The sequence below is a fragment of the Alcaligenes sp. WGS1538 genome, from assembly GCF_043187505.1.
Classification (GTDB): Bacteria; Pseudomonadota; Gammaproteobacteria; order Burkholderiales; family Burkholderiaceae_B; genus Alcaligenes.
On sequence record NZ_CP171109.1, the window covers coordinates 159,142 to 183,175 of the forward strand.

The window sequence follows — 24,034 nt, forward strand, 5'->3', positions numbered from 1 at the left end:
GCTCCCGAATCAGCGGCGGCGGACCTGGTAGCCGGCTTTCTCCCTGTCCCAGGTGGCCGGACCCACGCCGCGGTCGCGCAGTGCGAACTTCTGGATCTTGCCGTTCTCGGTGGTCGGCAGGCGGTCGGTGAATTCGATGAAGCGGGGCACGGCGAAATACGGCAGGGTGCGCTCGCAATGGCCCAGCAGCTCTTCACAGCTTACCTGCGCATCGGGCCGCAGCACAATCATGGCCATGACCTCGTCCTCGGCCAGCTCCGACTTGGCGGCGTAGACGGCCACCGTCTGCACGGCCGGATGGCTGGACAGCGCCTCTTCGACCTCGAAGGAAGAAATGTTCTCGCCGCGGCGCCGGATCATGTCCTTCAGGCGGTCCACGAAGCGGTAATAGCCGTCGGCGTCGCGCACCACCCGGTCGCCGGTGTGGAACCACAGGTTCTTCCAGGTCTCCACGGTCTTTTCAGGCATGCCGTAATAGCCCAGGGCGAAGGCATAGGGCTCGTCGGCGCGCAGCAGCAGCTCGCCCACCTGGCCGTCGGGCAGTTCATTGTCGTTCTCGTCCACGACGCGGGCCTGGAAGCCGTCGGACAGGCGGCCCATGTAGCCGTTGCGCTGTTCCTCGATGCCGCGCCCCATCACGTAGTTGGTCTCGGTGGAACCGAAGCCGTCCAGCAGGCGCATGCCGCAGCGTTCCAGGAATTGGGTGTGGAACTGCTCGGGCACGCCGGGACCCAGGGCGATGCGCGTCTTGTGCAGTTTTTCAGCAGGCGTGACCGGCTTGGACAGCAGGATGGGCACCATGGCGCCCAGCAGGTAGGTGATGGTGGCGCCGGTCTCGTGCAGGGCGTCGAAGAAGCGGCTGGCCGAGAAACGGCGGTCCGCCACCATGCAGGCGTCGCTCACCAGGGCCTGGAAGAAGGTGTTGAGCGCATTGGTGTGGAACATGGGCAGGCAGGTGTAGAGCACGTCGTCAGGCCGCATGCCCAGCTTGCTGGCCGTGTAGATGCCCCACCAGTAGAACTGGGCATGCGGACACTGCACGCCTTTGGACGGGCCGGAGGTGCCCGAGGTGTACAGGATGGCCAGGGTGTCGCCAGGAGCAATGTCGGCCGGTTCGCAATAGTCGCCGGGCGCGGGCAGTTCGCAGGCGGGCACGTCCAGCGGCTGGGCGGCCTCTTCGCCGGGGATCAGCCAGGCCTGCGCCACGGCGGTGGCGCCCAGGTCGACTTCGGCCAGCAGCGGCGTCAGGTCGGTCTCCACCACCAGCAGCGTGGCGCCGCTGTTGCTCAGGATATGCTGCAGCTGCGCGCCGCGCGAGGCGGTATTGATGGGCACCACGATGGCGCCCAGCCAGCCGCAGCCCAGCACCATGTCCAGGAATTCGCGGCGGTTGGTGCACAGCAGGGCCACGCGGTCCCCGCGCCGGATGCCGGCGGCGGCCAGACGGCTGGCGCTGGCGGCGGCCGCCTGCAGGGTCTGCGCGCCGGTGTAGCTGCTGCGGCGATCCGAGAACAGCGGCGCATCGCCCATGCGTTCGGCTCGCAGGCGCAGCAGCGCCGGCACGGTGCGCTGGGCGGCGGGCAAGGAATACAGCGGCAGTTGGGAAGCGGGAATCGAATGGGCTTGCATGGTTTGTCTCCCGGCGGCCGCGTGAAACGGAGGCGGCGAGCCGATTTATATGGGTGGAATCACTAATACCGGACAAACAGTATACTGCAATATATTATTTTCAAATTCATTTCCTCAGCCGGAAAAACCCGGAGTTCAGAGCGCGGCAAGGCGGGGCACATCGTCGCTGCGCCGTCCGGAAGAAATCGGCCATGGGGTGGAGGAGACAGGCGTTGCGCAACCCCAAGGGGAGCCTGGCCTGCGAGTGCGTCCGCGCAAGCGGACATGACAATGACCTTGAACGAGCCCAGACGGGCTCCGGGGATGAACTATGAAGTTGTGGCTTAAATTCGCAACCTGCTGCGCAGTGATGCTGGGCGCCCAGGCCCATGCCCAGGACAAGAACGTGACCCTGGTGGTGCCCTATCCGCCAGGCGGCGCCGCCGATCAGCTGGCGCGCGTGATCTCCCAGGAGATGGGCACGCGCTTCGGCCAGAAGGTGATCGTGGAGAACCGTCCGGGCGCCGGCGCCCAGGTGGCCATGAACGTGGTCAAGAACGCCAATCCGGCCGCCATGGGCACGGTGCTGTTCCTGGCCGACAGCGGCGCTTATTCGCTGAACCGCCACCTGTACAAGCGCCTGAACTACAACGTGGCCACCGACCTGGTGCCCATGACCCTGGCCGCCAAGGCCCCTGTGTTCCTGCTGGTGAACAAGGACAGCCCCTACAAGAACGTGCAGGACCTGGTTGCGGCCGGCAAGCAGCAGGAACTCACCTACGGTTCGCCCGGCATGGGCACCGGCACCCATCTGCTGGGCGAGATGCTGCGCAAGGAAACGGGCGCGCGCCTGGTGCACGTGCCGTACAAGGGCGCCGGCCCGGCTCTGATCGATGCCGTCAGCGGCCAGATCGATTTCATCTTCGACGTGCTGACCGGCAGCCGCGGCTTCCTGGAAGACGGACGCCTGCGCGCCATCGCCGCCGCCACAACCGAGCGCAGCCCGCTGCGCCCCAATGTGCCCACCATTGCCGAGAGCGGCATCCCCAATGTGGCCTTCACGATCTGGTGGGGCATTTCCGCCAAGGCCGGCACGCCCGCCGACGACGTCTCGCGCCTGACCGAGCAACTGACGGCCGTGCTCAAGGAGCCCGAAGTGGTCAAGAAGTTCGTGGAGTTCGGCATCGAGATCCAGCCCTCGACTCCGCAGGAGTTTTCCGAGCTGATCGAGCATGACGCCAAAGCCATGGGCCCCATGATCCAGTCCTTGAACATCACCCTGGACTGATCAAGCTGCAGTGAAGAAAGGCCGGCTTTAGCCGGCCTTTTTTATTGGGTCCCGTCCTGAATCCGCCGGGCGGCTTGTTGAGCGCAGGCAGGAGGGCCGCGCTCTACCCTCAAGGCTGAGCGCGGCATGGGCTTGTCGTTACACGGGGCTTGTTTGCCTGGCGTGACTGCTGGCCGTCAATGCCGCCGGCATGGACCTGGCGCCGCGCCCAGCCTGGAGCTTGAATACCGCCACGGCCTGCACCAGATTCTGCGCCTGGCTCTTGAGGCTGCCGGCGGCGGCCGCCATTTCCTCGACCAGCGCGGCGTTCTGCTGGGTGACCCCATCCATTTGCGCGACGGCTTCGCCTATCTGGCTGACGCCAGTGCTCTGCTCGCTGCTGGCGGCGCTGATCTCGCCCATGATGTCGGTGACGCGGCGGATCGAGGCCACCACATGCGTCATGGTCTCGCCCGCCTTGTCCACCAGCTGGGCGCCCTGGCCCACGCGCTCGACGCTGGCGGTGATCAAGTCCTTGATCTCCTTGGCGGCCTGGGCGCTGCGCTGGGCGAGGGAACGCACTTCGCCGGCCACGACGGCGAAACCCTTGCCTTGTTCGCCAGCGCGGGCGGCTTCCACCGCCGCGTTCAATGCCAGGATGTTGGTCTGGAACGCGATGCCGTCGATGACGCTGATGATGTCGGCAATCTTCTGGCTCGACGCATTGATGCCTTTCATGGTGTCCACCACTTCGGCCACCACGCTGCCGCCTTGCTCGGCCACGGTACTGGCGTTCATGGCAAGCTGGTTGGCCTGGTGCGCGTTGTCGGCGTTCTGCCTGACGGTGGCGGACAGTTCCTCCATGGACGCGGCCGTCTCTTCCAGCGCGCTGGCCTGGCTTGCGGTACGCGCGCTCAGGTCGTGGTTGCCCTGGGCGATCTGGGAGCTGGCGGCCGCCACCGAATCGCTGCCCTGGCGCACCGTGGAGACGACCTCCACCAGGCTGGATTGCATGCGTCCCAGGGCGCTCATGAGCTGCGCCACCTCGTCGCGGCCGCTGGCGACGATCTGGTTCGTCAGGTCGCCCCGCGCCACGTCGTCGGCCACTTGCACCGCCTGGCGCATGGAGGCGATCACGCTGCTGAACATGCTCCACAGCATCATGAAGAACAGGCCCAGCGCGGCGGCGCCGCTGATCAGCTGGATCATGACCCAGCGCGCCGCGGCATCTTGCGCGGCCGCGATGGCGCCGCTGGTGCGGGCGTCCAGCAACTGGAAGAAGGCGCTCACGGGTTCCATGATCCTGGCCTTGGTGCGGTGATAGTCGGCGTTGTTGACCAGTTCGCGCGCCTTGTCCAGGTCGGGTTCCCCCTTGACGAAGCCGCCCGTGCCGTCGGGCGCCAGACCCTTGACCAGGTTCATGGCCTGCATTTCAGTCTGGGCCAGGGCGGTCGATTTGTCGGCGGCCTCGCTGAGCTTGGCCATTTCGGCATCGGAAAAGCCGGCCTGCCGCATCATGTCCAGCAGCGCCACGGCCGGACCGCTCTGGCCGGGCACCGCAATGTCGGCGGCGCGGAAATCCCAGTAGATGCCTTCGTAGCCGGCCGGGCGGGGCAGCTTGCCGGCGCGGATGTCGACGACCTCCTTGTATTGCTTTTCCCAGCGTTCATCGCCCGTGCTCACATAGGTGCGGACCAGCCGGGTAAGGTCGTCGGAGTTGTGGCGCAGTTCGTTGGCCAGCATGTAGGAGGCATAGCGTTGCTGATAGGCCTGTGCTACAGCGCCGGTGGCCTGATTGACGTTCCATTGCGTCACGGCCAGGATGCCGATGACGACCAGGAGCAAGCCTGCCAGAACCATCAGTTTCTGGCGCAGGCGCAAATTATTGAGGAAGGACATGGTGCGCCTTTTTTGTCGTATCAAGATGGCCGGATGCATGACATCGGGCCGTTGGAAGGGGCTGCCCTGCTGCGTTTGCCTAGGATTCTCGCTGCAAGGCGGATACGGTTACGACATCGGTTTTTAGGGCTTTAGTCCGGCCTTATTGGGGTTTTCATCAGGCCAGCAGCTCGGCCTGTTTCACGCAGTAGGCGGCGCTGCAGATCAGCAGGTTCTCGTGGATCAGCGCGGCCGCCTCGTCTGCCTGGCGCTGGCGGAAAGCCTGGCAGATGCCCTGGGCGCGCTGCAGGGTGCCCAGGCGGAAGTCCGCGTCCTGCAGGCAGGCGATGCGGGCCTGGTCGGCGCGGTCGTGCAGGCGCTCCATGGTGTCCACCAGTTGCTTGTTGGGCACCATGTTGATCCAGGCGCTGCGAAAGGACCAGTTGGCCTGGATGTTGTCCAGCGGATCGCCCTGCTGGTGGGTGGCCTCGATGCGCGCCACGGCGTGTTCCATGGCCAGCAGACCCATGGCGCTCTGGTTCTGGCAGGCGAAGCGGGCGGCGGCCGGCTCCAGCAGCAGGCGCACGGAGAAGATGTCCTCGATGTCCTGCGGGGTGTAGACCTTGAGCACGAAGCCGCGCGAGGTGCTGTCCAGCATGCCCTCGTTCTTGAGCTGCAGCAGGGCTTCGCGCACGGGCATGCGCGAGACATTCAGGCTGGAGGCGATTTCGTTGTCCACCAGCCGCACGTCAAAGCCGATCTTGCCCAGGGCGATGTCCTGGCGCAGCATGCCGTAGACCTGTTCGCGGATATTGGGTTCGCGTTTCTTGTAAGGGGAAGCAGCCATGAATGCAGCGGCGCAAGGCGCGCGGAAAAAGAGAAGATGACGACGGGCTATAGGATAACAAGGAAGCGCGTCGGGCCGATCCGTTTTATGCTAGCGCTGGCGGGCCCGTCCCGGATGAGTACCCGGCGGGCGCCATGAACAATGGAACAGGAGGGCTGCCCGGTGCGCTGGCGGCATGTGGAAATCTTCGATGCGATCTGCCGGGGCGGGACCCTGACGGAGGCGGCGCGCCTGCTGCACATCTCCCAGCCGGCCGCCAGCAAGCTGCTGGCCACGGCGGAAATGCAGCTGGGCTTTCGCCTGTTCGATCGCGTGCGCGGCCGCCTGGTGCCGACCCGCGAGGCGGGCATCCTGGCCCCGCACGTGGCGCGCCTGCACCAGGAGCTGGGCGACGTGGGCCGGCTGGCGCGCAATCTGCGCTTTCATCATCAGGGCTTGTGGCGCATCGGCAGCAGCCCCGCCTTCGGCCTGGAGCTGCTGCCCGTGGCGGTGGGCCGCTGCCGCCAGGCCCATCCGGCCATGAGCTTCGAGCTGCGCACGCACCACAGCGGCGAGCTCCTGCAGGCTCTGGAAACCCGCGATCTGGACATGGTCGTCACCTTCGACCAGGGCGAGCACCCGGGCGTGCAGCGCCAGGTGCTGGCCGCGACGCAGCTGGTGCATGTCGCCCCGCCCGAGGCGCCCGCCCTGCGTACCTGGGAGGACATGGCGCAACGCTCCTTCATCGCCCTGGATGCGCATGATCCGATGGGCGCCATGGTGGAGCGCCTGCTGGAATCCCACGTGCCCGATTTCGCGCCGGTCATGCGGGTGCAGACGCATTACGTGGCTTGTTCGCTGGTACTGCAGGGAGCAGGCGAGGCGTTGGTGGACCTGGTCACGGCGCGCGCCATGCAGCGTCCGGGCCTGCGCCTGCATCGCCTGCCGCAAGCCCTGGACGTGCCCGTCAGCGTGCTGACCGTGCAGGACGACGCGGGTTCGGGCTCGCGCCAGGTCGTGCTGGATCACATACGCCAGGCCTTGCTGGAGTGCCGCTTTCCAGAGGAAGCAGCGTAGCCGTTCCATAACCCTGGGTTATGGAGCGCGGTGTTTTTTCATTGGCCCGCGCCGCGCCGGGCACGCAGAATACGGTCCAGTTATCGGGAGTACTCTGCATGCACGTTTGTATCATCGGCGCCGGCGTCATCGGCATGAGCACGGCTTTCATGTTGCGCCGGAAGGGGGTGTGCGTCACGGTGCTGGAGGCCGGGGCGCAGGTGGCCGGCGGCACCAGCTTTGCCAACGGCGGCCAGCTCAGCTACAGCTATGTGGCGCCGCTGGCCGATCCGGGCGTCTTCAAGGACTTGCCGCGCTGGCTGCTGAAGAAAGACTCGCCGCTGCGCTTCCGGCCCGCGCTGGATCCGCAGCAGTGGCGTTGGCTGGCCCAGTTTCTGCAGTTGTGCCGGGGCGACGTGGTGCGCCAGTCCACGGCGCAGATGCTGACCCTGTCCTACCTGAGTCGCGACGTGCTGCACGACTGGCAGGCCCGCTTCGGCCTGGAATTCGCCCACCAGGCCAACGGCAAGCTGATCGTGTTTCGCAGCGCCGGTCCTTTCGAGCATGCGCGCGAGCAGGCGCGGCTGCAGGCGGAGCTGGGTTCTTCGCAGCAGGTGCTGGAGGCGGACGAGGTGCTGGCGCTGGAGCCGTCTCTGCAGGCCCTGGGTTCCCGCCTGAAGGGCGCCATCTACACGCCCAGCGAAGAGGCGGGCGACACCCGGCTGTTCTGCGAAGCCTTGCACGCTCGTCTGCAGGGCGATGCGGACTATAGCCTGTTGCTGAATCAGCCTGTGCGCGGCTTCGTGCGCGAAGGGCACGACGTGCGCGCCGTGCTTACGCCGCAGGGAGAACTGGAGGCGGATCAGTTCGTGGTGGCCGGCGGCATGGGAACGGTGCCCTTGCTGCGCCAGTTGGGCGGACGGCCCCTGATCTATCCGCTCAAGGGCTACAGTCTGAGCCTGCCGCTGACCGGCCTGACCCAGCCTGTGCCTGCGATCAGCGTGACCGATTACGAGCGGCGCATCGTCTATGCTCGCCTGGGCGAGGTGCTGCGCATGGCCGCCATGGTGGACATCGGATTCGGCGGCCTGGACATTCCGCCTGCGCGCATGGCCGGGTTCAAGCAGCAGGTGAACGAACTGTTTCCCGGCCTGCCTCTGGAGCAGGCGCAGACCTGGGCGGGTCTGCGCCCGGCCACGCCTTCGGGAAAGCCGGTCATAGGGGCCAGCAGGCTGGCGGGAAGATTGTGGATCAATGCCGGGCATGGGGCCCTGGGTTTCACCCTGGCCTGCGGCAGCGCCGCGCTGCTGGCGGCGCGCATGCTCGGCGAGGCCGCGCCCATCGACGACGCGCCTTTCCGGCCCTGAGGCCGGCCCGCCTTAGACCGCCGCCCGCAGGCCGGGCGTGGCCCGGAACAGGGCGGCCAGGGCCAGCGAGGCGGCATATATGCCGGCCGCCAGCACGGGAATGGACCAGATGGCGTTGAAATCCAGCGCCGTGAACAGGTAGCGGTACATCAGGTCGATCAGCCAGGGATGGATGAGGTACACGCCCAGCGTCAGTTCGGCCAGGTGGCGGCTGACCGCGGGGCTGATCAAGGGCTGTTCCCAATCGCGCAGCAGCAGGATCAGCGCCAGGGACATGGGTATGACCGTGATGCTCAGGTAGTCGTAGAAATACGCCCCGGTCTGCAGGTCGTGCCGCGTGGCCAGGGCGTAGCAGCCCCAGGCCGTGCCGGCGATGGAGGCCACGAGCACGGCCAGGCTCAGCCAGCGCGGCACGGCCAGCGGCGCCTTGCGCACGAGGTAGCCCAGCAGGAAGTAAGGCAGGTAGGACAGGAACCAGGTGAAGAACGGCGTGGAATTGGTCTTCAGGTCCGCGCTGCTGAGCGTGCTGAGGGCCGACAGGGCGAAAGCCGCCGCCGTGAGGGCGGCCAGGTGCCGCAGCCGGCAGGCCTGCACCAGACGCCGCAGAAAGGGCGTGAACAGATACAGGAACACGATCATGTACAGAAACCACAGGTGGAAATAGGGCCGGCCCTCCAGCAGGCGTTGCAGGTAGGGATAGGGCTCGGCCTGCGGCGTCCACCAGTGCTGCTTGAAGGCGGTCCACAGCAGGTAGAAGGCCGTCCAGAACAAGAGCGGCGCCAGGATGCGCGCGGCGCGCTTGCGGTAGAAACGGCTCATGCTTTCTTCGGGCCGGGGCTCCAGCAGCAGGGCGCCGCTGACCATGACGAAGACCGGCACGCACCAGCGGGTGGCGGCGTCGTACAGATTGCCGCTCCACCAGTCGGGACTGCCCAGCTCGGCGTTCAGCACCGCGTAGGCGGCGATGTGCAGCCAGACGACGGAAAATATGGCGACGATGCGGGTGTTGGTGATCCAGTTCATGGGGCAGAGCCTGTGCTTGTCGGACCACTTCATCCTAACGGCCAAACGTTTCCGGTTTGTCCCGCGAATACGGGATTTGGCGTCCAGATTTGACCGGATGTGTCCGGGCGCGGCGGCACTCAGTCCCACGCGGGGGCCAGGCCCTCGGGATCGACTTCGCGGCTGTTGCGCTCCAGCGCGGCGATCTGCGCCATGTCCTGGGCATCGAGCTTCAGGTCGCGGGCCAGCAGGTTGCTGGCCAGGTTCTCGCGCTTGGTCGAGGACGGGATCACCGCATAGCCCAGCTGCAGCGCCCAGGCCAGCGCCACTTGCGCCACCGTGGCCTGGTGCTTTTGCGCGATCTGCGCCAGGACGGGATCCTTGAGCACTTTGCCGTAGGCCAGGGTCATGTAGGAGGTCACGGCGATGCCTTGCTCCTGGAGGAAAGCCGTCAGCTTGGCATTCTGCAGGTAGGGGCTCAGCTCGATCTGGTTGGTGGCGAGCTCGCTTTTGCCGACCGCGGAGATGGCCTGCTTCGTCAGTTCGATATTGAAGTTGGAGATGCCGATCTGGCGGGTCAGGCCCAGGGCCTTGGCCTCGGCCAGCGCTTCCATGTATTCGGACAGCTCGACGCCGTTGCCGGGGGCGGGCCAGTGGATCAGCGTCAGGTCCACGTAGTCGGTGCGCAATTTTTCCAGGCTTTCGCGCAGGCTGGGTACGAGCCTGGATTTCGCGTAGTTGTCGGTCCAGACCTTGGTGGTCACGAACAAGTCGGAGCGCGCTACGCCGCTCTGGGCGATGGCCTGGCCCACGTCGGCCTCATTGCCGTAGATCTGCGCCGTGTCGACGGCGCGATAGCCCAGGTCCAGCGCGTTGAGGACCGAATCGATCACGGTCTGGCCGGTCAGGCGGAAGGTGCCGACGCCAAAAGAAGGGATGCTCATGCAAGGCTCCTGTTATCAAGTCTAAGGTGGAAGCGGAACCCGGAGCGGGCCCGCCGCCCTGGATCACTTATCGATGGATTACAGTTTGCCTGTTTAATCTTTGCGGATTAAGCCTAGGTTTCGCCAAATACATTTGATTTTCAGTCAATAATCTTATGCTCCCGACCTCCTGCGAGCCTGGGCAGGGCGAAAAAAACCGGCCGCAAGAGCGGCCGGTTTGATGAGGGCGATGGCGCCTATTGCACCGAGATGCCGGCGTCTTCCACGATCTTGGCCCATTTCTTCAGTTCGCTATCCAGCAGGGCGTCCGCCTGGGCGGGGGTGCCGCCCAGAGTGGTGGCGCCCAGATTGGCCAGCTTATCCTTGACGTCGGGCTGGGCCAGGACCTTGTTCAGGGCCTGGTTGGCGCTGGCGATGATTTCGGGCGGCGTGCCTTTGGGCGCCAGCAGGGCGAACCAGGTGGAGGACAGCAATTCGGGGTAGCCTTGCTCCACCGTGGTGGGCACGTCGGGCAGCGTGGCCGCGCGCGTGGCGGAGGTCACGGCCAGCGCCTTGACCTGACCGGCCTTGACCTGGCCGACGATGCCGGGAATCAGTTGGAACATGGCCTGGATCTCGCCGGTGATCAGGTTGGTGGTGGCCTGGCCCGGGGCGCTGTAGGGGATGTGCAGCATGTTGGTGCCGGTCTGGGCCATGAACAGCTCGCCGGCCAGATGCATGGAGCTGCCGTTGCCGGTGGAGCCGAAGTTCACCTGGCCGGGATGCTGCTTGACGTAGTCCGCGAAGGACTTCACCGAGTCCACGGGCAGGTTGGGGCTGACGACCAGGATGTTGGGCACTTCGGCCACCAGGCCTATCATGTCGAAGCTCTTCTGCGGATCGAACTGCAGCTTCTGGTACAGGGCCGGGCTGACGGCCAGCGTGCCGGCCCAGGAGAACAGCAGCTTGGAGCCGTCGGGCTTGGCCGCCGCCGCGATGCCGGCGCCGATGTTGCCGTTGGCCCCGCCGTGGTTGTCGATGACGAAATTGCCGTTCAGCTCCTTGGCCAGCCCTTCGGCGATCAGGCGAGCGATGGAATCGCCCGTGCCGCCGCCGGCGGGTGCGGGTACGATAATCTGTACTGCCTTGCCGGCGGGCGGCCAGTCGGCGGCGGCCATGGAATTGAAAGCCAGGCCCAAGGCCAGGGTGCCCAGCAGGGCGCGCAGGGAAAATGACATGATGGATCCACAGAAAAAAGGCGTGCCGCCCGCTGACGCGGCGGCGTTTTACGCAATTAATTTATCATGACGCGACGCCATATAACCGTTTGATCTTATACGTTTAAATAATATGTTTATAAAGCTAAAAGTCGCGGCCGACGAGCCTCGGTATGATGGCAGCAGAATGCAGTCTGGGAGCATGACGGATGAATGTTGAATTCGATGGCATATGGGTCGTGGCGGTGCTGGCTGCGCTGGCGCTGGGCGGCCTGCTGGGCGCCTGGGTGCGCGGCCGCATGGCGGCGCCCGCGCTGTACGCCCTGGAGGATGAGCGGGCGCGCCTGGAGCGGGAGCTGGCCGCGACGCGCGATCTGTCCGAGCAGGCCAGGGACAGGGCGGCGGACCTGGAGAAGGAGTTGATCCGTCGTGATGCGGACCTGCGTGCGCAACAGGCCCGCAACCAGGCCATACGGGACGACCTGGACAGCAGCCGCGAGCAGATGCGGCTGCAGTTCGAATCCCTGGCGCAGCAGATCCTGGAAGCCAAGGGGCAAACCCTGCGCCAGGACAGCCAGCGCACCCTGGACGAGATGTTGCGGCCGTTCCGCGAGCAACTGGCGAGCTTCCAGTTGCGCGTCAATCAGGTGCATGACGAATCCGTCAAAGGCCAGGCCGCGCTGGGCGCGGAGCTGCAGCGCATGCAGGAGATGGGGCTGCGCATGAGCGCGGAGGCCCATTCGCTGGCGGTCGCCCTCAAGGGCGACAAGAAGACCACCGGCAACTGGGGCGAGACGCAGCTGGAAAAGACGCTGGAGGTGGCGGGCCTGGTGCGCGGCGTGCACTTCGACACCCAATGGCAGGCGCGTGACGAGCAGGGGCGCCTGCGCTACCCGGACTTCGTGATCCATCTGCCGCAGGACAAGCATCTGGTGCTCGACTGCAAGGTCTCGCTGGTGGACTACGACCGCGCCGTGCGCGCCGAGTCCGAGGCCGAGCGCCAGCAGAGCCTGCAGGCCCACGTCCAGGCCCTGCGCAATCACATCGACGACCTGTCCGCCAAGGACTACAGCGCCCTGCCGGGCCTGGGCAGCCCCGGCTTCGTCTTCATGTACGTGCCCGTGGAGGCCGCCTACATGCAGGCCCTGCAGCAGCACCACGGGCTGTTCGACTACGGCCTGTCCAAGAACGTGCTGATGGTCTCGCACACCACGCTGCTGCCCATCCTGCGCACCGTGGCCAATGTGTGGATGATGGTGCGCAGCAACGAACAGGCGCACGAACTGAGCCAGCGCGCCGGCGAGATCTACAACCAGGTCTCCCTGCTCGCCGAGCGCCTGAAGAAGCTGGGCGAGACCCTGGGCCAGGCGGGCAAGCACTACAACAGCACCGTCACGGCCCTGGCCGGCCAGCAGGGCCTGTACGGCAAGGTCAGCCGCTTCGCCGAACTCTCCGCCCGAGCCAACCGCAATCCGCCAGCCATCGAGCCTTGGCACGGGGACATCGAGCATGAACGGCTGGACTGGGTTTTGCGCGAGGAGGCCGGGCAGGAAGGGCGGAATGCCGCGTTATAAATCTACGCGATAGCAGGAGCTATTGCTGCGGTATATGTGTTCCCCGCGCGTGCGGGGATGACTCGTTTGACATCATCGGCAGTGCGCTTGGCGCGGGCCGATGTCGACAAGTTGTTCAGGCGTGCGCTGGTTCTCGAAAGGGCCGAACAACGGGACGCTTTTTGTGTTCAGCCTGCCAGAGGTCGTAATGAGACTGCATGGACAGCCACATTTCGGCGCTGGTGCCCAAGGCGTCTTTAAGGCGTAGAGCCATGTCTGCCGAGATGCCGGCCGAGCCGTTCAGAATTCGGGACAGCGCGGCGCGGGTGACCCCCAGCCGGGAAGCGGCTTCGGTGACGCTTAGTTCACCCAGGTACTCGCGCAAGACGAGACCGGGGTGTGCAGGGTTGTTCATACGCATGGTGTTCTCCTAGTGATAGTCCTGATAGTCCACCAGAATGGCGTGCTCGTCTTCGAAGTAGAAGGTCAGCCGCCAGTTGCCGTTGACGGATATCGCCCAGTGGCCATCGACTGGTTGGCCTTTGGGGTTTTGCCCCGCCAGCTTAAGAAGCTTCCATCCCGGGGCGTTCATGTCCTCGGGCTGGACTGCCGCATGCAGCGCAGTTAGCTGAATTTGCAGCCGTACGGCATGCTTGGCTTGGATGCCTGCTTTGGAGCCAGTCTCGAAGAAGGCTTGAAGCCCCTTGTGTCGGAAGCTTTTAATCATTTGTGTAGTGTATAGTATCGCTATACGTCGAGCAATGGCTTACTGCTTGGCTTGGGTGATGCAGATTGATGCAGAGCTCAGGCGGACGTGGCTGAGTTGGGCTCCAAGGCAAAGAGACGCTGTCCCACTGGTATGCAGAGTATCTCATTCGTATCCAGCCTGACCAATTTCATTGGGACATAGAAATCATCAGTCTCGTAGAGTGAATCGTATGTTTTGGCCGTTTGTTGAGAATTGGTCTGGCTCACTGTGGAAAATAATTAATGTGCTGGCTTCCAAAGACATGTGCGGGCTTGATACCGCTGAAAACTCCTTGTTGAGCAAACGAAGACAAATTCGTGAGGCTTGTTTGGAGTGTTCCCCGCGCAAGCGGGGATGAACCGGCCCTGGGCAAGACGACGCGCGACACGCTCGAGTGTTCCCCGCGCAAGCGGGGATGAACCGTGGTGCTGCAAAAGGCACTGTAATCGTCGTCTGTCTTCCCCGCGCAAGCGGGGAATGAGCGGTCAGGGCAACAGATTTCGGGCGTGTTCCTGGCGCACGACCTCCACCCATTGTTCGATGGGTTGCGGCGGGCTGAGCAGGTAGCCTTGCAGGGCGTGGCAGCCGCGGCGCAGCAGGAAGGCTTTCTGCTGCTCGTTCTCGATGCCTTCGGCCACCACGTGCAGGCGCAGTTGGCGAGCCATGGCCAGGACGGTGCGCACGATGGCGTTGGCGTCTTGTTCAAGGGGCACGCCCATGATCAGGCTGCGGTCTATCTTCAGCTCGTACAGCGGCAGGCGGCTGATGGCCGCCAGGTTGGAGTAGCCGGTGCCGAAGTCGTCCATGGAAAAGCGTATGCCCAGGCCGGTCAGTTCGCGCATCATGGTGCTGGCCGAGACGAAGTCCTCCATCAGCACGCCTTCGGTGATCTCGAAGATCAGGCGGTGGGCGGGCGCGCCGCTGCTCTCCAGGATCTGGCGGGTGCGGGCGGCGAAGTCGGGACGGCGGAACTGGATGGGGCTGACGTTGAGGGAGATGGGAAAGGCGGCCGGCTGGGTCTGCAGCAGCAGGTCGCAGACCGCGGCCATGATCCAGTCTCCCAGGGGCGTGATCAGGTCGGAGCTCTCCGCCAGGGGAATGAACAGGTTGGGCGTCAGGACGCCGCGCGTGGGGTGGTGCCAGCGCAGCAGCACTTCCGCGCCGCTGATGCGCCCCAGCTTGTCGTACTGTGATTGCACGAACAGGCGCAGTTGGTCCGAGCCTATGGCAAAGCTCAGGTCGTGCAGCAGCGTCAGATGCTCTTCCAGAGCTTCCTGCATGCCCGGTTCGTACAAGGTGATCTGGTTGCGGCCGCTTTCCTTGGAGCGGTACATGGCCGTATCGGCCTGGCGCATCAGTTCTTCGGCGCTCAGGGTCTTGTCGGTGATCAGCGCCAGGCCGATGCTGCTGCTGCTCAGATAGGAATGGCCTTCGATGATGTAAGGCTCTTCCAGGCGCGCGCGCAATTGTTCGGCAAAGTCCAGCGCCTGTTGCCGGCATTGGTCCAGGGAGCCCGGCCGCAGCATCTTCAGGATGACGAACTCGTCGCCGCCCAGGCGCGCCACGATGTCCTGCGCATCGATCAGCAGCGAGAGGCGGCGCGCCACCAGGCGCAGCAGCGAATCGCCGATGGCGTGGCCGCGCGCGTCGTTGATGTGCTTGAAGCGGTCCAGGTCCAGGAAGTACAGGGCGCTGGGTTTCTGGCAGGGTTCCACGGTCAGCAGATGCTGTTCCAGTCGTTGCAGCAGCAGGCGGCGGTTGGGCAGTTCGGTCAGCGGGTCGTAGAAGGCCAGGCGGTAGTTCTCCGACTGCGTGGCCTTCAGGGCCGAGATGTTCGTGGAGATCCCGTACAGCACCATTTGCTGCGTGTCCGGATCCCGCACGGGCATCTTGACGGAGAAGAACGTGGCCCGCACCTCGCCCTTGCGGTCGCGGACGATTTCTTCGGCGGCTACCCGCTCCCCGCTGTAGAGCACCTGCTCGTCGTTGCGGCGGAATTCGTTGATGGTTTGCTTGTTGGCGTACAGGTCCTGGTCGGTCTTGCCCACGATGCTCTGGGCGGTGTAGTTCAGGTCCTCGCACATCTTGCGGTTGGCGTACAGGTAACGGAAATGGCTGTCCTTGATGAAGACATAGGCGTCGATCGCATCCAGTACGGTGTGCATGCGGTGCTCGGTCCGCACCAGTTTCTGGCGCTGGCGGCGCAGACCGCCGCGCATCAGGTAGAGCGTCAGCAGGGCGACCGCCAGCAGCGCGGCCAGGATCGTCAGCGAGGGCATGATCCAGGGCTTGGGCGGCTTCTCGATCAGCCGTATGCCCCATTGGCTCAGTGTGTCGGTGTAGAAGGTATCGGCCTTGTCCTGCCATTGCTTGAGCTGTGCGTCGATGGCGGCCAGCAGTTCGGGATGGTGGCCCTTGGCGGTGACGTAGTAGGAACTGGTGGGCTCGAAGCGGATGGCGGTGTTCTTCAGGCCGTAGTCGCCGGCGTAGCGCAGGCCGAAGAGATGGCCCACCACGGCGGCGTCGGCCTGATCACGGCGCACCAGCTCCAGCGCGTCGGCCTGCGAGGAGGCCGTGACGATCTGGGCTTGCAGGTCCAGGTTCTCCAGGATGGCGTTCAACTGGGTCAGTTGCAAGGTGCCGGCCATGACCGCGATGCGCTTGCCTTTCAGGTCGTTGATGGCCCGGATCAGGGTGTCGTTGGCCGTGAATATCTGCGACCAGTCCTCCAGCGCCGGCGTGGCGTGGAAACTGTAGAGCGCTTCGCGCATGCGGTCGTGGGCCACGCCCGGCACCAGGTCGACCAGGCCGCTTTGCAGGGCATTGAGGCATTGCTGCCATTCGCACTGGACGGTTTCTATGGTCCAGCCCTGGCGCCGCGCGATCTCCAGCAGCAGCTCTCCCAGGATGCCCGCGGGCCTGGCCTGGCCGTTCAGGAACAGCTTGGGCGGATTGTCGTAGACGCCCACCCGTACCAGCGTGGGCTGGGCCTGCGCCGCCCCCGGCATGGCCAGCGGCGCCAGCAGGGCGATCACCGACCCACCCAGCGCGTAAGTCGCCCGGCGCAGCGCAAGATGAAGAAGGCGGGGCAGATTCATGATGAAAGGGCCGGAAAACAGGCAATCAGGGAGTAGGGCGGACATGCAACAATGGTGCGTCTAGATTAACTGAATATCAGGACGCGGGGCAGCGGCGCCCGCATCCCGGAATCAAATTGCAGGAGCAAGACATCGTGAGTCAGGAAACATTGGACGTTCGGGTCAGGGGCAAGGTGCAGGGCGTGGGCTTCAGGGCGGCCGCCGTGCGGCATGCGCATCTGTATGGGGTGAACGGCTGGGTCAGCAACGCGGCGGACGGCTCCGTGGAGCTGGTGCTGCAGGGCGACCCTGACCGGCTGGACCGTATGGTCAGTTGGCTGCACCGCGGGCCCGATCTGGCCGTGGTGGAACAGGTGGATCTGCAGCGGTCTTATTCGGACAAGCAATACGGGAGCTTCCAGATCCGCTGACCGCTTCCCCGGATCTTGGCTGGATATTTTAAATATTAAGCATTGATTTTGCTGCGTTTATCTGCGGGCAAACCCTGAGAAAACATTTGTTTTTTCAGTCCTTGTTCAGGTTAACATGCGTTTTATCCTGTTCCAGGAGACCTGTGGTGGACGCAATGGAACCCCTGGCCCGGCTGCAGCGCGCCTTGCCCGAGCTGACTCCCGAACTGCGCCGCGCCGCCCATTGGGTGGAGCAGCATCCGGTTGAAGTCGGCCTGTGGTCGATGCGCAAGCAGGCGCAAGCCCTGTCCCTGGCGCCGGCGACCATGCTGCGCCTGGCGCGGGCCGCGGGCTACGACAGCTACGACAGCTTCCGGGCGCCGTTCCAGCAGGCCTTGCACAACGGCACGGGCAGCATGGCCAGCCGGGCGCGCGGCCTGCAGGGCGGGCGGGAGAATCCGCGCCAGACCCTGGCCTTGCGCCATCAGCAGGAGTCCGCCCTGGAGTCGGTGCTGCGGCTCAATCCGGTGCCGGCGCTGGACGCGGCGGCACAATGCCTGCTGGAGTCGCGCAAGGTGGGGTTTCTGGGAATGGGGTCGAGCTTCGGCTGTGCGTTCCAGATGCATTACGCCTACCAGCTCATGCGCGGCAGCGGCGTGCTGCTCAACCGTTCGGCCGACGTCATCCTGGAACTGGAGGGCGCCCTGGGCAGGCAGTCCGTGCTGGTGGTGATCAGCCAGGCGCCCTATGTGCGCGCGGCGGTGCAGAGCATGCGCCAGGCCCGGGAGCGCGGCGTGACGGTGGTGGCGCTGACCGACAGCGCGCTGTCCCCGATCGCGCAGGGGGCGCGGCACGTGCTGCTGTTCGAGGCGGTGCCCGGCGAACGCCAGCCCGCGAGTTTTTTTCATTCCATGGTCGGCCCGGTAGCCTTGGCCGAGCATTTGCTGGCCCGCATCGCCGCCATGGGCGGCGATGCCGTGGTGCAGCGCCTGACGCGCATGGAATCCATGCTCCAGGCCCAGCAGATCTACTGGCGGGAGGCAGGCAGCGCTTGAGCGCGCCGGCCTTCTGCATGGACCCCGCCTGGGGGTCCGAACGCGACATTCCGGCGGCCCGCCTTCACAAGAGGACGGGCGCCAGACAGTGAAAACCGGCCCGAGTGCCGGCCATTAAACCGGGGACATCCCCAAAGGGAGAGAGAGTGATGCGTCACGTATTCAAAAAAACAGGCAAGAAAACGTCCTTGGCGCTGACCGCCGCCGCGGCCATGTGCGCCATGCTGGCCAGCCCGCTGCCGGCCAGCGCGCAGCAGAAGTTCGTGAGCATCGGCACGGGCGGAGTGACCGGCGTGTACTACGCGGCCGGCGGCGCCATCTGCCGGCTGGTGAACAAGGACCGCTCCGATCACGGCGTGCGCTGCTCGGTCGAATCCACGGGCGGCTCGGTGTTCAATGTGAACACCATCAAGGCCAAGGAGCTGGACCTGGGCGTGGTGCAGTCGGACGTGGGCTACAACGCCTACAACGGCGAAGGCCAGTTCAAGGATGCGGGCGCCTTCAAGAAGCTTCGTTCGGTTTTCTCCATCCACCCCGAGCCCTTCACGGTTCTGTCGCGCAAGGAAGCCAATATCCAGAAGTTCGAGGACTTCAAGGGCAAGCGCTTCAATGTGGGCAATCCCGGCTCGGGCACCCGCGCCTCCATGGACCAGTTGCTGCAGGCCATGGGCCTGGACAACAGCTTCTTCTCGCTGGCTTCCGAGCTGCGCCCCGACGAGCACGGCCCGGCTCTGTGCGACGGCAAGATCGACGGCTTCATCTACGGCGTGGGCCACCCCTCGGCCAACATCCAGGATCCCACCACGTCCTGCGGCGCCAAGCTCGTGCCGCTGACCGGCGCGGCGGTGGACAAGCTGGTGGAAACCTACCCCTACTACGCCAAGGCCACCATCCCCGGCGGCCTGTACCCCAACAATCCCGACGATACCCAGACCTACGGCGTGCTGGCCACCTTCGTCACCTCGGAAGACGTGCCGGACGAAGCGGTCTACACCGTGGTCAAGGCCGTGTTCGACAACTTCGACGACTTCAAGCGTCTGCATCCGGCGTTTGCCAATCTGAAGAAGGAAGACATGGTCAAGAACGGCTTGTCGGCTCCGCTGCATCCCGGCGCGGAGAAGTACTTCAAGGAAAAAGGGCTGCTGTAAATCCGCGTTGCCGCCGACCGGTTCAGGCCGGTCGGGGCAGGCGTGCCGGGCCGCTGCGGCGGCCTGCCTGAACCAGGACCGTCCCTTCGGACGGTCTTCCTGATCGGGCGCCCGCGGGCGCCGGTCCGGCCCGACCGGATCAAGAGCCAGGCTTTCCTGGAGACGAAGCGATGACACGACAAGAACACCAAGAAGCAGGGCCCGACCTGGCCCTGACGCAGAACGAGACGGCCGAGCTGGAACAGCTGGTCGCCGATGTGGACCGGGGCGGCCGCTCCGTGGCCGGCGTCGCCGGCATGATCCTGTTCCTGACCGCCGTGGGCTGGTCCCTGTTCCAGCTCTGGTATGCCTCGCCCATACCCTTCGCCCTGAACCTGGGCATCTTCAATGACACCGAGGCGCGCGCCCTGCACCTGGGCATCGCCATGTTCCTGGCCTACCTGGCTTATCCGGCGCGCAAGAAATCCGCCCGCGACCGCATCCCGGCGCACGACTGGCTGCTGGCGCTGGTCGCGGCCTTCTGCGGCTCCTACCTGTTCTTCTTCTACAAGGAACTGGCCATGCGGCCGGGCATTCCCACTACCATGGACGTGGTGGTGGCCAGCGCCGGCCTGGTGCTGCTGCTGGAAGCCACGCGCCGCTCGCTGGGCGCGCCCATGGCCGTGCTCGCGGTGATCTTCATCGCCTATATCTTCCTGGGCCCCTGGCTGCCCGATGCGCTCTCGCATCGCGGCGCTTCCCTGGAGCGCCTGGTCTCGCACATGTGGCTGACCACCGAAGGCGTCTACGGCGTGGCCCTGGGCGTGTCGGTGTCCTACATCTTCATCTTCGTGCTGCTGGGCTCTTTGCTGGACCGCTGCGGCGCGGGCAATTACATGATGCAGGTGTCCTTCGCCCTGCTGGGCCACCTGCGCGGCGGACCGGCCAAGGTGGCCGTGGTGTCCTCGGCGGTGAACGGCATCGTGTCGGCCTCGTCGGTGGCCAACGTGGTCACGGGCGGCATCTTCACCATTCCGCTGATGAAAAAGGCGGGTTACGGCGGCATCCGCGCCGGCGCCATCGAAACCGCCTCGTCGGTGAACGGCCAGATCATGCCGCCGGTGATGGGCGCGGCGGCCTTCCTGATGATCGAGTACGTCGGCATTCCCTACACCGACATCATCCGCCACGCCTTGCTGCCGGCCGTGATTTCCTACATCGCCCTGTTCTACATCGTGCACCTGGAGGCGCTCAAGCTGGGCATCAAGCCCATGATGGGTTCGGGCGCGACCAGGACCATGGGCCAGAAACTGGCCGGCTGGGGCATGGGCATCGCCGGCACGCTCATCGTGATGGGCCTGGTGTACTGGATAGGCGTGGGCGTGCAGGCGGTGGCCGGCGAGGCGGCGATCTGGGTCCTGCTGTTCCTGCTGCTGGTGCTGTACGTGTTCCTGCTGGGCGTGGCGGCGCGCCACGACGACCTGCCCACCGACATCAACGTGACCAATCCGGTGCGCCCCGAGCCCTGGCCCACCGTGCGGGCCGGCCTGTATTTCCTGATCCCGATCGGCATCCTGGTCTGGTGCCTGACGGTGGAAGTCATGTCCGCCGGCTTGTCCGCCTTCTGGGCGGTGATGGCCATGCTTTTCCAGATGGTCACCCAGCGGCCGCTGATCGCCTGGTTCCGCAAGCAGTCCGTGGCCGAGCCGGCCCGCAAGGGTTTGCGTGAAGCCGTGGTCGGCCTGCAGGAAGGCGCGCGCAACATGGTGGGCATAGGCATCGCCTGCGGCACGGCCGGCCTGATCGTGGGGGCCATCACGCTGACGGGCCTGGGCCTGCGCATGACAGCCTTTGTTGAACTGGTCTCCATGGGCAATGTGCTGGCCATGCTGTTCTTCACGGCGGCGGTCTGCCTGGTGCTGGGGCTGGGCATGCCCACCACGGCCAACTACATCCTGATGGCCACGCTGATGGCCCCCGTGGTGGTGGAACTGGGTGCGCAAAGCGGCATGGTGATCCCGCTGATCGCGGTGCACATGTTCGTGTTCTATTACGGCATCATGGCGGACATCACTCCGCCGGTCGGCCTGGCCACCTTCGCGGCGGCCGCCATCTCGGGCGAGGACCCCATCAAGACCGGCATCCAGGGCGTGACCTATGCCATGCGCACGGCCGTACTGCCCTTCATGTTCATCTTCAACCCCATGCTGCTGCTGATCGGCATACACAGCACCTGGGAGCTGATCCTGGTGGTGGTGGGCGCCACGGTGGCTTCCATGGCGTTCGCGGCGGCCACCATGCGCTGGTTCCGCACTCGCGCCACCTGGCCGGAAGTCGTGCTGCTGTTGGTGGCCACATTCATGCTGTTTCGTCCCGACTGGTTCATGGATCACATGGCGGGCAAATATCAGAACCGACCGCCCGCGGAGCTGATGCAGGTCGTCGAGCAACTGCCGCCCGGCGCCAACCTGGTGGTGCAACTGGCCGGCATGAACCTGGAAGGCGAGGAGCTGCAGAAGACGGTGGCCGTGGCGGTGCCCGGCCTGCCTGAAGGCGACACGGCCACCGGCCTGGCGGCGGCCACCAAGCGCCTGTCCATGGCCGGCCTGACGGTCATGGCCTTCGGCGACACGGCCCAGATCGCCTCGGTGTCCTTCGGCAGCCCGGCGCGCCGCGCGGGATGGGAGCAGGGCTGGGACATCCAGCAGGTCAAGGTGCCGAATCCGGACCGGCCGTCCGAGTTCTGGGTCTTCATCCCGGCCTTCCTGATCCTGGCCTGGCTGTGGGTGCGCCAGGGCGTGCGCATGCGTCGCGCCCCGGCGGACCGGGCCGCCGTCCCGGCGTGATAGAGCGCCGCAGCCCGCCTTCGGGCCCGCTGCGGTAGTAAACTATCCGGCACGGATTCTCCGGCCCGCCAGCGCGGCGGGCCGTTTCTTTGTTTTGACCAAACATGAATGTGAACAAAGCCCGGCCGCCCGTGCCGGCGCGCGACGGCGTGACGCCCAGCAAGGTCTGGTGCCCGCGCGGTCCCTGGCGCACGCTGGATGACTTCCTGCTGGAACGCTTTCCCCACGTCAGCCCCGCGCTGCTGCGCGAGCGCCTGGCGCGCGGCGACATTCTGGACGGCGAAGGCCGCGTGCAGCAGTCCGGCTCGCATTATCAGCCCGACCGCTGGCTCTGGTACTTCCGCATGGTGGAGGACGAGCGCCCCGTGCCTTTCGAGATGCCCATCCTGCATGCCGACGAGCGCCTGATCGCCGTGGACAAGCCGCATTTCCTGGCGACCACGCCAGGCGGACGCTATCTGCTGGAGACGGCGCTCACGCGGGTGCGCCGCCATTTCGGCGAGGACGGCATCTCTCCCTTGCACCGCCTGGACAGGGAGACGGCCGGCATTCTGCTGTTCTGCCGCGACCCGGCCTTGCGCGGCGCCTACCAGTCCCTGTTCCAGCAGGGCCGCGTGGACAAGGAATATGAAGCCGTCGCGCCTTTTCTGGATCTGCCGGCCGATGGCCGCACCTACGCCAGCCGCATGGAGGAAGTGCCCGGCCTGTTCGTGATGCGCGAGGCGGAGGGCGAACCCAACAGCCTCACGCACATCGTGCGCGAGCGCGACTGGGTCGACGAACAGGGCCGCCGCCTGGCCTTGTACCGGCTGCGGCCCCACAGCGGGCGCAAGCATCAGTTGCGCCTGCACATGAGCAGCCTGGACGCGCCCATCCTGAATGATGTGTTCTATCCCGAATTGCTGCCGCCGCGCGAGGCCGACGACTTCGATCAGCCTCTGCAATTGCTGGCGCGGCATATCGCCTTCATCGATCCGGTCAGCGGGCAGGAGCGCTGCTTCAGCAGCCGACGCCGCCTGGACCGGGACGAAATGGCGCCGGCTCTTCCTGCCGCCGGGGCCGATCGGAACTAGTAGGTCTGGAAGACGTACTGCAGTTCGGTTTCGTCGAGTTGCGCGGCCAGGCCCAGCATCAGCAGGATGCGCGCTTTCTGGGCAGGCAGCCAGTGGGCGGCGATGGTGTGGTGGTCCTGGTCGTAGGCGCTGTCGGTAACCGGGCCGGCATGGATGCGCGAGGCCCGCACGCAGGCCACGCCCAGGCGGTGCGCGCGGCTGACCCCTTCCAGGGCGCCGGGCGTCAGGCTGCCGTTGCCGGTGGCCGCCACCACGATGCCGCGCACGCCGTTCTGGGCGGCGCTGCGGTACAGCTCGGCCAGCGTGTCCGGATGATCATAGAAGACCTGCACCCTGGGCAGCGCGGCCAGCCCGCGTACGTCGAAGCGGCTGTCCAGCGTGTGCGGCAGCAGGCAGCGCATGGCAAAGCGCGCCTGGCCGGCGGCGACCAGGCCCAGGGGGCCGGCGTCGGGCGAGCCGAAGGCGCTGGTCTGGGTGGTGTGCTGCTTGCTCAGGAAGCGGGCGCTGTGGATCTGGTCGTTCAGCAGCACCAGCACGCCCTGGCCCTGCGCCTGGGGAGCGCAGGCCGCGAGCACGGCGTTGTGCAGGTTCAGCGGACCGTCCGCGCTCAGCGCCGAAGCCGGACGCATGGCCGCGGTCAGGACCACGGGCTTGCGGGTCTTGAGCGTCAGGTGCAGGAAGAAGGCGCTTTCCTCCAGCGTGTCCGTGCCGTGGGTCAGCACCACGCCGTCCAGGTCCGGGCGGGCCAGCAATTCATTGAGTTTCCGGGACAGCTCCAGCAACATGAGCGAACTCATGGCGCGGCTGTCCACATTGAAGATCTGATGGCATTCCAGCTCGGCCAGGTCCTGTATCTCGGGCACGGCATGCAGCAGGGCGTGCACGCCTTCGGTGATGTCGTAGTCGGTCAGGCCCGTGCTGGACTGCGTGGTGGCGGCGATGGTGCCGCCCGTGCCCACCAGGGCCAGTCTTGGACGGGACGCGCTGGGCTTGGCGGTCAT

The 24,034-nt window shown here is 65.6% G+C and carries 19 protein-coding genes; 9 read left to right on the top strand and 10 right to left on the bottom strand.

Annotation, left to right across the window (positions count from 1 at the left end):
• Positions 1-9: 9 nt before the first annotated feature.
• The gene (locus ACF3ND_RS00735; protein WP_394063302.1) at positions 10-1,629 is read right to left on the bottom strand and encodes an ATP-dependent acyl-CoA ligase; all 1,620 of its coding nucleotides are present in this window, start codon (positions 1,627-1,629) and stop codon (positions 10-12) included.
• 310 nt (positions 1,630-1,939) lie between these two features.
• On the opposite strand from ACF3ND_RS00735, the gene ACF3ND_RS00740 reads away from it, so the two are divergent.
• Complete coding sequence (locus ACF3ND_RS00740; RefSeq protein ID WP_394063304.1) at positions 1,940-2,896, top strand: Bug family tripartite tricarboxylate transporter substrate binding protein; 957 nt, start codon at positions 1,940-1,942, stop codon at positions 2,894-2,896.
• A 138-nt stretch (positions 2,897-3,034) separates the two neighbouring features.
• On the opposite strand, the gene ACF3ND_RS00745 is transcribed toward ACF3ND_RS00740, so the two are convergent.
• Complete coding sequence (locus ACF3ND_RS00745; RefSeq protein WP_394063306.1) at positions 3,035-4,774, bottom strand: methyl-accepting chemotaxis protein; 1,740 nt, start codon at positions 4,772-4,774, stop codon at positions 3,035-3,037.
• 157 nt (positions 4,775-4,931) lie between these two features.
• Positions 4,932-5,600 (bottom strand): GntR family transcriptional regulator, encoded by a 669-nt coding sequence (locus ACF3ND_RS00750; RefSeq protein ID WP_394063308.1) that lies wholly within the window; start codon positions 5,598-5,600, stop codon positions 4,932-4,934.
• A gap of 162 nt (positions 5,601-5,762) precedes the next feature.
• Here ACF3ND_RS00750 and ACF3ND_RS00755 point away from each other — a divergent pair, with 162 nt between their 5' ends.
• Complete coding sequence (locus ACF3ND_RS00755; protein ID WP_394065872.1) at positions 5,763-6,656, top strand: LysR family transcriptional regulator; 894 nt, start codon at positions 5,763-5,765, stop codon at positions 6,654-6,656.
• 98 nt (positions 6,657-6,754) lie between these two features.
• Complete coding sequence (locus ACF3ND_RS00760) at positions 6,755-8,002, top strand: D-amino acid dehydrogenase (protein ID WP_394063310.1); 1,248 nt, start codon at positions 6,755-6,757, stop codon at positions 8,000-8,002.
• A 12-nt stretch (positions 8,003-8,014) separates the two neighbouring features.
• On the opposite strand, the gene ACF3ND_RS00765 is transcribed toward ACF3ND_RS00760, so the two are convergent.
• The 3 genes from ACF3ND_RS00765 to ACF3ND_RS00775 form a co-directional block, all read right to left on the bottom strand.
• Positions 8,015-9,025, bottom strand: a complete 1,011-nt coding sequence (locus ACF3ND_RS00765) for an acyltransferase (RefSeq protein ID WP_394063312.1) — start codon at positions 9,023-9,025, stop codon at positions 8,015-8,017.
• Positions 9,026-9,144: 119 nt separating this feature from the next.
• The gene (gene dkgB, locus ACF3ND_RS00770; protein ID WP_394063313.1) at positions 9,145-9,948 is read right to left on the bottom strand and encodes a 2,5-didehydrogluconate reductase DkgB; all 804 of its coding nucleotides are present in this window, start codon (positions 9,946-9,948) and stop codon (positions 9,145-9,147) included.
• Positions 9,949-10,184: 236 nt separating this feature from the next.
• On the bottom strand, positions 10,185-11,165 hold the full coding sequence (locus tag ACF3ND_RS00775; protein ID WP_394063315.1) for a Bug family tripartite tricarboxylate transporter substrate binding protein: 981 nt from the start codon (positions 11,163-11,165) through the stop codon (positions 10,185-10,187).
• 188 nt (positions 11,166-11,353) lie between these two features.
• Here ACF3ND_RS00775 and rmuC point away from each other — a divergent pair, with 188 nt between their 5' ends.
• A complete protein-coding gene (rmuC, locus tag ACF3ND_RS00780) occupies positions 11,354-12,718 on the top strand; it encodes a DNA recombination protein RmuC (protein WP_394063317.1) in 1,365 nt (454 codons plus the stop codon).
• 115 nt (positions 12,719-12,833) lie between these two features.
• Here the strand turns inward: rmuC and ACF3ND_RS00785 are convergent, their stop codons facing one another.
• The 3 genes from ACF3ND_RS00785 to ACF3ND_RS00795 all read right to left on the bottom strand — a co-directional run bounded on the left by ACF3ND_RS00785 (position 12,834) and on the right by ACF3ND_RS00795 (position 16,588).
• Complete coding sequence (locus tag ACF3ND_RS00785) at positions 12,834-13,118, bottom strand: HigA family addiction module antitoxin (protein WP_394063319.1); 285 nt, start codon at positions 13,116-13,118, stop codon at positions 12,834-12,836.
• 9 nt (positions 13,119-13,127) lie between these two features.
• Positions 13,128-13,424 carry a type II toxin-antitoxin system RelE/ParE family toxin gene (locus ACF3ND_RS00790; protein WP_394063321.1) on the bottom strand — a complete coding sequence of 99 codons (297 nt, stop codon included), beginning with the start codon at positions 13,422-13,424 and terminating at the stop codon, positions 13,128-13,130.
• 506 nt (positions 13,425-13,930) lie between these two features.
• The gene (locus ACF3ND_RS00795) at positions 13,931-16,588 is read right to left on the bottom strand and encodes an EAL domain-containing protein (RefSeq protein ID WP_394063323.1); all 2,658 of its coding nucleotides are present in this window, start codon (positions 16,586-16,588) and stop codon (positions 13,931-13,933) included.
• Positions 16,589-16,677: 89 nt separating this feature from the next.
• Here ACF3ND_RS00795 and ACF3ND_RS00800 point away from each other — a divergent pair, with 89 nt between their 5' ends.
• The 5 genes from ACF3ND_RS00800 to ACF3ND_RS00820 all read left to right on the top strand — a co-directional run bounded on the left by ACF3ND_RS00800 (position 16,678) and on the right by ACF3ND_RS00820 (position 23,033).
• Complete coding sequence (locus ACF3ND_RS00800; protein ID WP_394063325.1) at positions 16,678-16,953, top strand: acylphosphatase; 276 nt, start codon at positions 16,678-16,680, stop codon at positions 16,951-16,953.
• 155 nt (positions 16,954-17,108) lie between these two features.
• On the top strand, positions 17,109-17,987 hold the full coding sequence (locus ACF3ND_RS00805; RefSeq protein WP_394065873.1) for a MurR/RpiR family transcriptional regulator: 879 nt from the start codon (positions 17,109-17,111) through the stop codon (positions 17,985-17,987).
• Between the two features lie 149 nt (positions 17,988-18,136).
• Positions 18,137-19,135: a TAXI family TRAP transporter solute-binding subunit gene (locus ACF3ND_RS00810; RefSeq protein WP_394063327.1), complete on the top strand. Its 999-nt coding sequence runs from the start codon at positions 18,137-18,139 to the stop codon at positions 19,133-19,135.
• A gap of 170 nt (positions 19,136-19,305) precedes the next feature.
• Positions 19,306-21,960: a TRAP transporter permease gene (locus tag ACF3ND_RS00815; RefSeq protein ID WP_394063329.1), complete on the top strand. Its 2,655-nt coding sequence runs from the start codon at positions 19,306-19,308 to the stop codon at positions 21,958-21,960.
• Positions 21,961-22,064: 104 nt separating this feature from the next.
• Positions 22,065-23,033 (top strand): pseudouridine synthase, encoded by a 969-nt coding sequence (locus tag ACF3ND_RS00820; protein ID WP_394063331.1) that lies wholly within the window; start codon positions 22,065-22,067, stop codon positions 23,031-23,033.
• Here ACF3ND_RS00820 and ACF3ND_RS00825 read toward each other — a convergent pair.
• Positions 23,030-24,034, bottom strand: a complete 1,005-nt coding sequence (locus tag ACF3ND_RS00825; protein ID WP_394063333.1) for an asparaginase — start codon at positions 24,032-24,034, stop codon at positions 23,030-23,032. The two genes, ACF3ND_RS00820 and ACF3ND_RS00825, sit on opposite strands and share 4 nt — an antisense overlap.